The sequence below is a fragment of the Roseibium litorale genome (assembly GCF_014842915.1).
Lineage (GTDB): Bacteria > Pseudomonadota > Alphaproteobacteria > Rhizobiales > Stappiaceae > Roseibium > Roseibium litorale.
This window is the reverse complement of the sequence record NZ_JACYXI010000015.1, coordinates 15185-28005: the sequence shown is the minus strand read 5'-3', so window position 1 is coordinate 28005 and position 12821 is coordinate 15185. Positions and strand designations below refer to the sequence as shown.

Genomic DNA, 12821 nt, shown 5'->3' with positions numbered 1-12821 from the left:
CCTTGAAACCGTCCCGCATTTGTGTAGGACAGGCCAACGCTGGGTTTCCGTGCCGTCTAGACTGACAGTTCCGCGCGCCCGGTCCCCATTTCTCAGTCACTCAATCGGTCGTTCCATGAAAATCAACGGTAACGAAATCAAGCCTGGCAACGTTCTTCAGCACCAGGACACGCTGTGGGCAGTCGTCAAGACCCAGCACGTCAAGCCGGGCAAGGGCGGCGCTTTCGCCCAGGTCGAACTCAAAAACCTGCTCGATGGCCGCAAGCTCAATGAGCGCTTCCGGTCGGAAGACAAGGTCGAGCGCGTTCGCCTGGAGCAGAAGGACTTCCAGTACCTCTACACCCAGGAAGACCAGCTGGTGTTCATGGACACCGAAACCTATGAGCAGCTTGAGCTGGCAATGGATTTCGTTGGCGACCGCGCAGCCTTCCTGCAGGACGGCATGATGGTGACCGTGGAACTGCATGAAGAGCGCCCGATCGGCATCAGCCTGCCGCAGTTCGTCACGCTTCAGATCACCGAAGCAGACGCAGTGGTGAAGGGCCAGACCCAGTCTTCGTCCTACAAGCCCGCGATCCTGGAAAATGGCGTCCGCGTTCTGGTTCCGCCGTTCATCACGGCTGGCGAAAAGATCATCGTCGACACCGGCACTGTGGAATACGTCCGCCGCGCGGACTGATCCATCTTATCCCTGACCTGACGCGGGGGGCCCGGCCCGCCCGCGTCCAAGAAACATCGGCAATCAGCAAATGGCCCGCACAGCCCTCCTCAATGTCATGGTTCAGGCAGCCTCCAAGGCTGGCCGCAGCCTCGTCCGAGACTTCGGTGAAGTCGAGAACCTTCAGGTCTCCCGCAAGGGCCCCGGAGATTTCGTCTCTGCCGCAGACCGACGGGCCGAGGAAATTGTGCGCACCGAGCTGACCCGTGCCCGTCCGACCTTTGGTCTGGTGATGGAAGAAAGCGGCGAAGTCGAAGGCACCGATGGCCAGCACCGCTGGCACATCGATCCGCTCGATGGCACCACCAACTTCCTGCACGGCATTCCGATCTTCGCGATCTCCATCGCTCTGGAGCGCGCGGGACAGGTCGTCGCCGGTGTGATTTACAACCCGGTCATGGATGAACTCTACACCGCGGAACGTGGCCGTGGCGCCTTCGTCAATGACCGCCGCCTGCGTGTTGCAGCCCGTTCCGAGCTGCCAGATATGGTGTTCGGCACCGGCCTGCCGATGATCGGCAAGGGTGACCATGGCCGTGCACTGAAGGAACTGCGTTACTTCATGCCGGAAGTGGCAGGTATCCGCCGGTGTGGCGCGGCCTCCCTGGATCTGGCCTGGACCGCAGCTGGCCGCCTCGACGGCTACTGGGAACACAACCTGAATTCCTGGGACCTTGCAGCAGGCATCCTGATGGTCAAGGAAGCGGGCGGGTATGTTTCCGACGCTGAAGGCAAGGAGAGCATGCTCACTTCCGGCGATGTGGTTGCCGGCAACGAGTTCGCCCACAAGCACATGCTGCGCCTGATCAAGAAGGCTGCTGAATAAGCATTTCCTGGAAGACTTGTATTCTCAAAAGGCGGGCGGAAACGTTCGCCTTTTTTGTTTTCTGGCCCCAGCCATTCAATTGCCCCAATAGCCGTACCCGATAGGCCACAGCGCAAGAGGAATTGGTAAAACCCTGATTAACGGTTTCCATGCCTCGGGAAATCACGCTATCAATTCAGGACGTTCAACAGGCGATAGATGGCGACTCATGGCACGCGATTACGACCCCTACAGTCTGTCCAGTCCGAAGGCATATCTCTCTTTCATGATCATCTTCCTGGTGATCGTTTCCTTCATCGCCTTCATTCTCTACCGGCAGATCTCGGTCGCTTTCATGAGCAACCCCGGCCTGAACGGTCTGATCATCTTCGTGGCCGGGCTTGGCGTTCTCCTGCTGTTCGGCAGGGTTATCAGGCTCTTCCCCGAAATCTCCTGGGTCAACAGCTTCCGCATTGGGGATCCTGGCCTCGACACCCGGTCGCCCGTCCTGCTCGCACCCATGGCGACGCTTTTGGGCAACAAGGTCGGGGAAATGGCGCTGACGCCGATGACAGCCCGCTCAATCCTCGATTCTATCGGCATGCGCCTTGAGGAATCGCGCGAGATCTCCCGCTATCTGACCGGACTTCTCGTGTTTCTCGGCCTTCTCGGCACCTTCTGGGGTCTGCTGCAGACCATCACCGCCGTTGGCCAGACGATCCAGTCGCTGAATGTGGGCTCTGGCGATGCAGGCGTGATCTTCGAGGATCTGAAGGCTGGTCTCGAAGCCCCGCTTTCCGGCATGGGCACGGCCTTCTCGTCCTCGCTCTTCGGTCTGACCGGTTCCCTCGTGCTTGGCTTCCTCGACCTTCAGGCCGGACAGGCGCAGAACCGCTTCTACAACGAGCTGGAGGACTGGCTATCAACCGTCACCGACATCGAACCGGAAGACGGTCCGGTCATGTCCGTCCCCTCCTCCAACACCGAGCAAATCCAGGCGTCTCTCGCCCAGCTGCAAAAGACGCTGGAAGACGGATCCAGCAAGAATGCCGCACAAGCCATGTCGAACCTTGCCGAAGGCATCCAGGGACTCGTCAAGCATGTGCGCTCCGAACAGCAGATGATGCGCGACTGGGCGGAGCAGCAGGGAGAGCAGCAGAAACGGGTCGAGACCCTTCTGGCGTCGATTTCTGCAGCCTTCGACCGGGCCAAGGGGTAAGCCATGTCGAGCTGGCGATCCAGACGCCGACAGCAGGGCACCGACTATTGGCCGGGCTTCGTGGATGCCATGGCGACCCTTCTTCTCGTCATCATCTTCCTGCTGTCCATCTTCATGCTCGCCCAGTTTTTCCTGAGCCAGCAGCTGTCCGGCCGCGACACGGTGCTGAACCGCCTCAACGCCCAGATCAGCGAGCTGACCGAGCTGCTGTCCATGGAGCGGGCGAACAGCAGCAATCTGGAAGAAACCATCCAGGGACTGCAAGCAAGCCTCAGCTCGGCAACGGATGAACGCAACCGTCTGCAAGGCCTGCTCGACAGCAACAGCGGCGCGGCAGAAGCTGCCGGCGGACGTGCCGCCCAGCTGGAAACCATTCTGGACGAAGAAAAACAGGTCTCCCAGCGCGCCCTTGCGCAGGTCGAGCTTCTGAACCAGCAGATCGCGGCCCTCCGCCGCCAGATCTCCGCAGCCAATGCCGCCTTGGAAGCAGCCGAAGCCAAGGAAAGCGAAAGCCAGACAAAGATCGCCAGCCTTGGCCGCCGGCTGAACGCCGCTCTGGTGCAGCGGGTACAGGAACTGTCCCGCTACCGGTCGGACTTCTTTGGCCGCCTGCGCGAAATCCTGTCTCAGCGCTCCGACATCAGCGTCGTGGGCGACCGTTTCGTCTTCCAGTCCGAAGTTCTGTTTTCCTCCGGCTCGGAAGAGGTCAATCCGGAAGGGCAGAAGGAGCTGGACAAGCTGGCCCAGGCAATCCTGGAGCTCAGCGAGGAAATACCAGACGAAATCAACTGGGTCCTGCGTGTCGATGGCCACACCGATGCCCGGCCCCTGTCCGGTTCCGGGCGCCTGCGCAACAACTGGGAGCTTTCCGCCGCCCGCGCAATTTCCGTGGTCCGCTATCTGATTTCCAAGGGTGTCGATCCGAAGCGGCTCGTGGCTGCGGGCTTTGGTGAGTTCCAGCCTCTGGAGGAGGGGGATTCGCCCGAGGCGCTTGCCCGCAACCGCCGGATTGAGCTGAAACTGACCGAACGCTGACCTCCCCGTCAGGCAAGCATTAAGAAAAGCCCCGGAAATCCATGAGGACTTCCGGGGCTTTCTCTGTTCAGATCCTGAAACGGTCCGTCCGCTTAGACGTCGTCTTCGTCTTCATTGCGGGATGAGGACTTCAGGGAGTTGAGCTTCGCGAAGACTGCGTCCGCGTCGAACTCTTCTTCCTCTTCCTTCACAGGACGGCTTGTGTCCATGGTGAAAGCGGCAGCGATGGCATCCTCGCTGGTGGTTTCGTCCACCGGCATCAAGGTCTCGTAATCGGCTTCCGGACGGATCGGCGCGTTCTTGGCGGCCTTTTCGACCTCAATGTCCAGCTCGAGCTGGCTGCACAGACCTAGGGTAACCGGATCGGACGGTGTCAGGTTCGACGAATTCCAGTGGGTACGCTCGCGGATGGCCGCGATGGTAGGCTTGGTGGTGCCGACGAGACGGATGATCTGGGTGTCCTTGAGTTCCGGATGGTTACGCACCAGCCAGAGAATCGCGTTCGGACGGTCCTGACGGCGGGACACCGGCGTATAACGCGGGCCCTTGCGCTTGGATTCCGGAACGACAACCTTCGAAGTATGCAGCTTCAGCTGATAGTTCGGATCGTTCTGCGCTTTTTCAAGCTCTTCACGGGAAAGCTGGCCGGTCAGGATGGGGTCAAGACCCTTGATGCCCTGAGCGGCTTCACCATCAGCAATCGCCTTCACTTCGAGCGGATGCAGTTTGCAGAAATTCGCAATCTGCGTGAAGCTCAAAGCGGTATTGTCGACAAGCCAGACGGCAGTTGCCTTCGGCATCAGCGGCGTGTTCGCCATCGGTCAAATTCCTCCTGTCAGCCCCCTCGCCCGGCAAGGCGAAAAAGCAAAGATCCATTCAAAAATGATGGGGGATAGGTGATCTTATACATTTATCTGCGGACGAACGCAATTGCTCACGCTCATGCGCCCCCTGAATTCGCAGAAGCCCCTGAGTCATCAAAGCGATTGCCGGATGGCTCAGGAACCGGCCCCGACCGTCAGCACGATTTTGCCGATGTGCCCGGAACTTTCCATGCGCCGGTGCGCCTCAGCCGCCTGTTCGAGCGGGAAGGTTGAATCCATCACCGGTCTGATTCTCCCCGCCTCGATTAGCGGCCAGACTTGCGCACGCAGGGACTCAGCGATTGCGGTTTTGAAGGCATCATCACGTGGCCGAAGAGTCGAGCCAGTGTGGATCAGCCGCTTCATCATCAGGCGGGAGAAGTTCACTTCTTCCGCGGTGCCATTCAGGGTCGCTATCTGGCAGATACGGCCTTCGATAGCTGCCACCTTCCAGTTCTTCTCGACATAGTCACCGCCGACCATATCCAGAATGACGTGAATGCCTTCCTTGCCGGTCACTTCCAGGAAGTGCTCAACAAAGTCGGTCTTGTTGTAGTTCACCGCATGATCCGCGCCCAGCGCCTTCACGGCTGCCAGCTTGTCTTCGGAACCAACGGTCGTGAACACTTCCGCGCCAAACGCCTTTGCCAGCTGGATGGCCGTTGTGCCAATTCCGGACGTGCCGCCATGAACCAGAAAACGCTCTCCTGCCTTGAGGCCGACGCGATCGAAGACATTGCTCCAGACCGTGAAGAAAGTTTCGGGAAGCGCAGCAGCTTCCACCATGCTCAATCCTTCCGGCACCGGAAGGGCATGCCCCTCATGGACCTTGCAATACTCCGCATAGCCGCCCCCAGCCACCAGCGCGCAAACCTTGTCGCCGATCTGGAACTTCGCCGCATTCACGCCCCGGTCCACCACCGTACCGCTAACCTCAAGCCCGGGCAGATCAGATGCCCCTTTCGGTGGCGGATAGGCTCCCATGCGCTGGAGGACATCCGGACGGTTCACACCCGCGGCTTCAACGCGGATCAGAATATCCTCCCCGAGCGGGGCAGGCACATAGCGTTGCTCCACACCGAGAACGTCCGGCCCACCAGGCGCAGTGATGGCGACAACATTCATCTTCTCGGGCAAGCTCGTCATGGCCTTGATCTCCATTTGCAGATCACACAGATCTAGGGTGTGGACTCATAAATTTGAAGGCAATGGTTTGAGCGAATTTGTTTGGATACAAGGCGCAAGACTGCAGGAAGCCTTATGGCTTTCAAAGTCTTGCAACGCTGTAGCCGGACGAATTCGCCAAATCCTTGCCGGACGCGCAACTGGATGTGAAAGGCAGCGTTGAGCGTCTCAACCGGGCATAAAGCCCGCTTTTCGCCACCCGCCTTGCCTTGTCTCGGCCAGTTGACGCGCCATTGCCTTCAAATTTATGGGTCCACACCCTGGTGTGTACCTGAATCAGACAATCGCGCGCAGGCCGGCAAACTGGAATCAGGCAAAGAAACAGGATGAAAGTCCTGCTCAGACAGGAGGAACGCATGTTCGAGGAAGAAACCCCCAGAAAAATGACCGCCGGGAATCCCGTCACTGCGGGCGAAGATCTCAGCCGGTTTTCCGAACAGGAGCTCGCCGAGCGGGTCGAAACCCTGAAGCAGGAGATTCTCCGTACCGAAGAGGTCCTGTCCCAAAAGAGTAAAGTCAGGGACGCAGCCAATGCTTTTTTCGGGAAACCACCTAGTTAATTATGCCAATAAAAGCATCAGCGAATGCATTACGTCCCTATTCGGAACAGATTCAGTACAATTTTCATGAATTTTACTGATCATTAAGCTTTCTACGCGATAACCATATTTATCCAGTCATCTGGATCTTGAGTGGCTCCTGTCCACTCTGTTTGACGCCTCCCTGTTAATGACTCTGAGCCGCATCCGTTGCGGCTCTTTTTTTTCGCAGACCGTCCCTGTATCTTCCTGATCAAGAACGGACGGCTGATCGCCAAGAACTGGCACGCGGCTTGCAAATTTCGTTGCACAGGCGCCGCAGCGTCCCGGCATGAAACACTCAACGGACCTTTGTCTCGTCAAGTGCCCGATTGTCTAAGGGGACTGCCGGCATGGTGAAACAAGAAGCTTAAAGGCGTAGCGGATCGATGACTGACAAGCCCACCTATATGGATGAACGCGCAGAGCCGGTCGCATTTGCTCTTCGCCTGGCCAGTTCCGACAATTTCCAGAGCCTGTTTCAGGAGGGAATGTCCCTTGTGGAAGAGACGGCTCTCTATCTCGATGGAGATGGCCGCAAGGAATCCAAAAATCTGGACCGCCCGGCCTCCCTTGCCTACGCAACCGAGTCGATGCGGCTCACCACCCGCCTGATGCAGCTGGCCTCCTGGCTTCTGCTCCAGCGAGCTGTGAACGAAGGTGAAATGTCCAAGGACCAGGCCAGCAGCGAGAAGAACAAGGTTCGCCTTGACCGTCTTAGCAGCTCCGTTGAAAGCACCGCCTGGAACGATCTGCCCGAGAGCCTGCGCGACCTGATCAGCCGTTCCATCCGCCTTCAGGAGCGGGTCGTGCATTTGGACGAAATGCTCTACCGTTCCTCTCCGGTCATCGAAGCGGACGACAATCCGGTCGCACTTCAGCTGGGACAGCTTCAGGCAGCCTTTGGCCGGATGGGCTAAGCCCGTGCCATTTTGCAGCCCCCACAAAAAGGGCCGCTCCAACCGGGCGGCCCTTTTTCTTTGTTCGCTCTTGCCGGCCCAATCCCATCCCAAACCGGCTGTGCCAATTCGCGCCAGTCTCCCGCCCTGAAGCGATACCAGCGCAGCAATTTCAATTCAGCACAAACGAAAAGACCCAGCCGAAGCTGGGTCTTTGAAACAAGGCCGGAACGGCTGGATCCGATTAGGAACCCAGGAAGCCAGCGAACTTGTTCTTGAAGCGGGAAACACGGCCGCCACGGTCCATGATCTGGCGGTCGCCACCGGTCCATGCCGGATGGGACTGCGGATCAATGTCCAGAGCCAGAGTGTCGCCTTCCGCGCCATACGTGGAGCGGGTGAAGAATTCGGTACCATCGGTCATGACAACCTTGATGGTGTGGTAATCGGGATGAATATCCGTTTTCATGGCCGGTCCTTTCCTGCGCCTTTCCGGTCCGCTCCTGGCGGGACAACAGTCAGGTGCAAACGAAACAAAGGGCCGCCGATCCAAATCCGGACGCAGCCCCAGAAACATGTGGAGGGGCTATACCGCATGAAGCGGCACGAAACAAGGGGCCAATGTGAATCCCCCGCGGCATTTTAGTCCTTGGTTTTTCGCGCCCGATCCCTCAAGTCTATCAACGGTCCTAGAAACAGAAGAACGTGGAACGATACAGTGGCCCGCCGCCAAACGCCGGACAACATCCAAACCCGCCGCAGCCTGAGGCCTCTTGCAAGGCTTCTGCCCTATCTGAAGCGCTACCGCGCCATGACATTCATGGCCTTGACCGCCCTGGTCGCAGCCGCGGTCTTCACCCTGATCCTGCCGACCGCCGTGCGGCGGATGATCGACCAGGGGTTCGGCGGGGACAACCCGGGCCTGATCAACTCCTATTTCGGAATGCTGCTCGGGGTTGTCGCAGCGCTCGCCGCCGCCAGCGCCATCCGCTATTTTCTGGTGATGTGGATCGGGGAGCGGGTCGTCGCGGATTTGCGCTCCGATGTTTTCTCGCACCTCACCCGTCTCAGCGCTTCTTTTTACGACAAGTCCCGCTCCGGCGAAATCCTGTCGCGGCTGACCGCGGACACGACACAAATCAAATCCGCCTTCGGGGCCAGCGCGTCGCAGGCGATGCGCAATCTGGTCATGTGCATCGGCTCCTCCATCATGATGGTGATCACCAGTCCCCATCTGTCGGTTATTGTCCTTGCGGCGATCCCCGTCATCCTGCTTCCGCTCATCGGCTTTGGCCGCAAGGTGCGCAAGCGCTCGAGAGCCGCCCAAGACACGCTGGCCGACAGCGCAGCCTATGCCGGCGAAATGCTCTCCTCCGTGAGGATCCTTCAGGCCTTCACCCAGGAGACTGCGGCCTCCGCCCGGTTCGCAGCAGCGGCAGACACTGCCTTCCATGCCGCCCGAACAGCCACCCTCGCCCGCGCCTTCCTCACCGGCTTTGCCATCTTCATCATCGGCGCAAGCATTGTTGCCGTTCTCTGGATCGGTGCAAACAGCGTTCTTGCCGGAAAGATGACCGGCGGCGAACTGAGCCAGTTCCTGCTCTATTCCATCTTGGCCGCCGGATCACTTGCGACGCTTTCCGAAATCTGGGGCGAGCTGTCCTCCGCCGCAGGTGCCGCCGAGCGGCTGGCTGAGCTTCTGGAGATCCAGCCGGAGATCGATGTCCCAGCCCACCCGAAGCAGCTACCAGATGCTCATAGCGCGCCGATCGAGTTCCAGTCCGCCAGCTTCTCCTATCAGGGCGCAGCTGACCGTCCTGTGCTCAAGGATGTCAGCCTGACCATCCAGCCGGGTGAAACGGTGGCCTTGGTTGGCCCTTCCGGCGCAGGCAAGTCGACGCTGTTCCACCTTCTGACCCGCTTCTATGATCCGGTTAGCGGCTCCGTAAACTTCAATGGCATCAATCTGAAGGACCTGGATCCGCAGGATCTGCGCCACAACATCGCGCTCGTGCCGCAAGACGCCGCAATCTTCGCCGAGACAATTGCGGAGAATATCGCTTTCGGACGGACCGGCGCTTCCAGAGACGAAATTGAGGCAGCAGCCCGGGCAGCCTCCGCTCATGACTTCATCATGGCCCTGCCCAAAGGCTACGATACAATGGTCGGGGAGCGTGGCGTGACCCTTTCCGGCGGACAGAAACAGCGCCTGACAATCGCCCGTGCCATTCTGCGCGATGCACCCGTGCTGCTCCTGGACGAGGCAACAAGCGCCCTGGATGCCGAGAGCGAGCATCTTGTTCAGGGAGCGCTGGACCGGCTTATGAAAGGCCGCACGACACTGGTTATTGCCCATCGTCTTGCGACCGTGCTCAAGGCAGACCGGATCGTCGTGATGGAAGATGGCCGCATCGTGGAGACCGGCACACACCGGGATCTTGTGGCGGCCAATGGCCTTTACGCGAAGCTGGCCCGCCTGCAATTCGACACGGCACATGCAGAAGCTGAAAAGGCCGTGGCTCCAGCCTGAGGCCTGCGCCAGGTTCCAGACTCAAAACAAAACCCCGGAGCCTCAACAGGCCCCGGGGTTTTTCATTTAAGAACTTCTGGTCCCTAGGCTCAGGCCTCGGGCACATCAACCGTGTAATTGAGCGGCAGCCGCCCACCATCGGCGAAAATGGTCTGGCCGGTGACATAGCTGGAATCGGAAGACGCCAGGAACACGGCAATCCCCGCAATTTCAGAGGGTTCACCAACACGCCCCATCGGCGTGCGGGACAAAACGCGGGCACGGGCAGCCGGATCGCTATTCACAGCAGACAGCATATCCGTCATGATGGATCCGGGACCGATCGCGTTCACCCGAATGCCATAGGGGGCCAGAGCAACCGCCGCCGTCCTGGTCAGTTGGGCGACACCCCCCTTGGAAACGCAATAAGGCAGCTGGCCGGGAATTGTGAGAACCGAGTTGATCGACGACAGGTTGATGATGGTTCCCGGCTCTCCGCCGTTTTCCACCTTCTCCACCAGATGCCGGGCGACGGCCTGGGAGCACAGGAAAGTGCCCCTGAGGTTGACGTTCAGAACCCGGTCAAAGTCGTCGATATCCAGGTCCAGGAAGTCCCCGCCTGCAACGATCCCGGCATTGTTGACCAGAATATCGATATCGCCATAGGCGTTCAGCGTTCCGGCGATCAGGTTGCGGACATCTAGACGTTCCGCCACATTGCAGTGGATGTAGGTCACCTCCCCAAGGGCGGCGAGTTCCTCTTGCGCTGCCTGTCCGGCATCGTCATCCACGTCGGACATGATGACCTTCGAACCTTCCTCCACGAAACGCTTCGCGATGGCAAAACCGATACCGCGTGCAGAGCCAGTAACGATGGCAACCTTGTTCTTCAGGGTCACAGAAAACCTCTTGGCCTGTCAAAAAATGGACCGCCGAAGCGGCGGCCCTGACCATAAGAGCTTCCCCCCAGCCTGTCGACGCCGTTTTAGACGGCGCCCTCAGGCCCTTTTGATAATGCCGTGCTGCTTGAGAGCAAGCGTGATCTCCTCCAGAATCGCCGGATCGTCGATTGTCGCGGGCATCTTGTAGCTCTCATCATCGGCGATCTGACGCATGGTCGCCCTCAGGATCTTACCCGAACGCGTCTTGGGCAGACGGTCCACGGTGATCGCGATCTTGAAGGCGGCAACAGGTCCAATCTGGTTTCGCACAAGACCGATCAGTTCCTTTTCGATCTCTTCATGCGGGCGATTCACGCCAGACTTCAGCACGACAAATCCACAGGGCAATTGACCCTTCAGCTGATCCGCTATGCCGATAACCGCACATTCGGCGACATCCTGATGCGTTGCCAGCACCTCTTCCATCGCGCCGGTCGAGAGCCTGTGCCCTGCGACGTTGATGATGTCATCCGTCCGCGACATGATCGACAGATAGCCGTCGGCATCGATGATCCCTGCATCAGATGTTTTGTAATAGCCCGGGAAATCATTGAGATAGGCATCGAAGAAACGCTTTTCCGCATTCCACAAGGTCGGAAGGCACCCTGGGGGAAGCGGCAGTTTGATGACAATATTGCCCAGTGCTCCTTGCCCAAGCGGATGCCCCCCGTCATCCAGGATCTGCACGTCATACCCCGGCATCGGGACCGTCGGAGAACCTGGTTTGACTGGCAGTTTCCCCAAGCCGAGCGGATTGCCGACGATGCACCAGCCGGTCTCCGTTTGCCACCAGTGATCAACAATGGGCACCTGAAGCTGATCGGCTGCCCATTGCACGGTGTCAGGGTCAGCCCGTTCCCCGGCCAGAAAGAGCGCTCTAAAGCGGGACAGGTCGTATTCAGCAATCAGCTTCCCATCCGGGTCCTCTTTCCGGATCGCCCGGAAGGCCGTCGGCGCCGTGAAGAGCGACACGACATCGTGCTCGGAAATGACCCTCCAGAAAACACCCGCATCAGGCGTTCCCACCGGTTTACCTTCGAACACCACTGTCGTGCAGCCGTGCAGCAGCGGTGCGTAAACGATGTAGGAGTGACCAACCACCCAGCCGACATCAGAGGCGGCCCAGAAAACCTCTCCCGGCTGGATATCGTAAAGGTTCTCCATCGACCATTTGAGAGCCACCATATGGCCGCCCGTGTCGCGAACCACGCCCTTGGGCTGCCCCGTCGTTCCGGATGTATAGAGAATATAGAGCGGATCAGTCGCCTTGACCGGAACGCAGGGAACCTCACGCCCTTCTGCTTCCGCCGCCGCCATCAGCGCACCGGCATCATGGTCCCGCCCCTCGATGAGGTTTGCCTCTGCCTGCTCGCGCTGGAACACAAGACAGCAATCGGGCTTATGACTTGCTTGCTCGATCGCGGAATCGATCAGCGGCTTGTAAGCGATCACACGGCCGGGTTCGATCCCGCATGAAGCAGCAATAATCGCTTTCGGGGTGGCATCGTTGATCCGGGTGGCAAGTTCATGCGCGGCAAAACCGCCAAAGACGACCGAGTGGATTGCGCCGATCCGGGCACAGGCAAGCATTGCCATCGCAGCTTCCGGCACCATCGGCATATAGATGATGACCCTGTCGCCCTTGCCGATCCCCTGGTCCTGCAAAACGGCAGACAAGGCGACGACCTTGTCCAGCAGCTGCTGATAGGAATAGACCGCCTTCTTGCCGGTAATCGGGCTGTCATAGATCAGAGCGGGCTGGCCCGGACGGCCACGTTCCACATGACGGTCGAGACAATTGTAGCAAGTATTGCACTCCCAGTCCGGGAACCAGCGGCCATAGGGGCCTGACTCGGGATCGAAAACCTGCTCCCCCGTCCGGATCCAGTCGATTTTCGAGGCTGCGGCCTTCCAGAACCCGAAAGGATCCTCTTTCCAGGATTTGTATGTTTCCGCGTACCGGCTCGACATTGGCGTTGCTCCTCCTCCGGCAGCCGCACCCCTCCTGCGGCGGCATTTTCATGGCTGCAGATTGCGGCAACCGCAGCTTGCCGCGCAAGAGCCGCGCC

Annotated in this window: 12 protein-coding genes; 7 read left to right on the top strand and 5 right to left on the bottom strand. The window is 59.2% G+C overall.

Annotated features, from left to right (window positions below):
- Window positions 1-115 precede the first annotated feature (115 nt).
- From efp to IG616_RS19300, 4 genes are all read left to right on the top strand, one after another.
- Entirely contained in the window at window positions 116-679 is a 564-nt protein-coding gene (gene efp, locus IG616_RS19315; protein WP_073013602.1) for an elongation factor P, read from the top strand.
- A 70-nt stretch (window positions 680-749) separates the two neighbouring features.
- The gene (locus tag IG616_RS19310) at window positions 750-1544 is read left to right on the top strand and encodes an inositol monophosphatase family protein (RefSeq protein ID WP_192149945.1); all 795 of its coding nucleotides are present in this window, start codon (window positions 750-752) and stop codon (window positions 1542-1544) included.
- A 208-nt stretch (window positions 1545-1752) separates the two neighbouring features.
- A complete protein-coding gene (locus IG616_RS19305) occupies window positions 1753-2742 on the top strand; it encodes a flagellar motor protein MotA (protein WP_192149943.1) in 990 nt (329 codons plus the stop codon).
- Between the two features lie 3 nt (window positions 2743-2745).
- Entirely contained in the window at window positions 2746-3777 is a 1032-nt protein-coding gene (locus tag IG616_RS19300) for a peptidoglycan -binding protein (RefSeq protein WP_192149942.1), read from the top strand.
- A gap of 92 nt (window positions 3778-3869) precedes the next feature.
- Here the strand turns inward: IG616_RS19300 and IG616_RS19295 are convergent, their stop codons facing one another.
- Together IG616_RS19295 and IG616_RS19290 are read right to left on the bottom strand one after the other, a co-directional pair.
- On the bottom strand, window positions 3870-4595 hold the full coding sequence (locus IG616_RS19295) for a DUF1013 domain-containing protein (protein ID WP_192149940.1): 726 nt from the start codon (window positions 4593-4595) through the stop codon (window positions 3870-3872).
- Between the two features lie 180 nt (window positions 4596-4775).
- Window positions 4776-5786 (bottom strand): NAD(P)H-quinone oxidoreductase, encoded by a 1011-nt coding sequence (locus tag IG616_RS19290; protein WP_192149938.1) that lies wholly within the window; start codon window positions 5784-5786, stop codon window positions 4776-4778.
- Window positions 5787-6181: 395 nt separating this feature from the next.
- Between IG616_RS19290 and IG616_RS19285 the strand changes: the two genes are divergently transcribed.
- On the top strand, window positions 6182-6385 hold the full coding sequence (locus IG616_RS19285) for a DUF1192 domain-containing protein (protein ID WP_192149936.1): 204 nt from the start codon (window positions 6182-6184) through the stop codon (window positions 6383-6385).
- Window positions 6386-6792: 407 nt separating this feature from the next.
- Complete coding sequence (gene rcdA / locus IG616_RS19280; RefSeq protein WP_246476327.1) at window positions 6793-7323, top strand: protease adaptor protein RcdA; 531 nt, start codon at window positions 6793-6795, stop codon at window positions 7321-7323.
- A gap of 223 nt (window positions 7324-7546) precedes the next feature.
- Here rcdA and rpmE read toward each other — a convergent pair whose 3' ends face one another.
- Window positions 7547-7771, bottom strand: coding sequence for a 50S ribosomal protein L31 (gene rpmE, locus IG616_RS19275; protein ID WP_192149934.1), 225 nt, complete (start codon window positions 7769-7771; stop codon window positions 7547-7549).
- A gap of 249 nt (window positions 7772-8020) precedes the next feature.
- Between rpmE and IG616_RS19270 the strand changes: the two genes are divergently transcribed.
- Window positions 8021-9832 (top strand): ABC transporter transmembrane domain-containing protein, encoded by a 1812-nt coding sequence (locus tag IG616_RS19270; RefSeq protein ID WP_343072402.1) that lies wholly within the window; start codon window positions 8021-8023, stop codon window positions 9830-9832.
- An 89-nt stretch (window positions 9833-9921) separates the two neighbouring features.
- Here IG616_RS19270 and IG616_RS19265 read toward each other — a convergent pair whose 3' ends face one another.
- A complete protein-coding gene (locus IG616_RS19265) occupies window positions 9922-10710 on the bottom strand; it encodes a glucose 1-dehydrogenase (protein ID WP_192149930.1) in 789 nt (262 codons plus the stop codon).
- Between the two features lie 99 nt (window positions 10711-10809).
- Window positions 10810-12723, bottom strand: coding sequence for a propionyl-CoA synthetase (locus tag IG616_RS19260; RefSeq protein ID WP_192149928.1), 1914 nt, complete (start codon window positions 12721-12723; stop codon window positions 10810-10812).
- Between the last annotated feature and the right edge of the window lie 98 nt (window positions 12724-12821).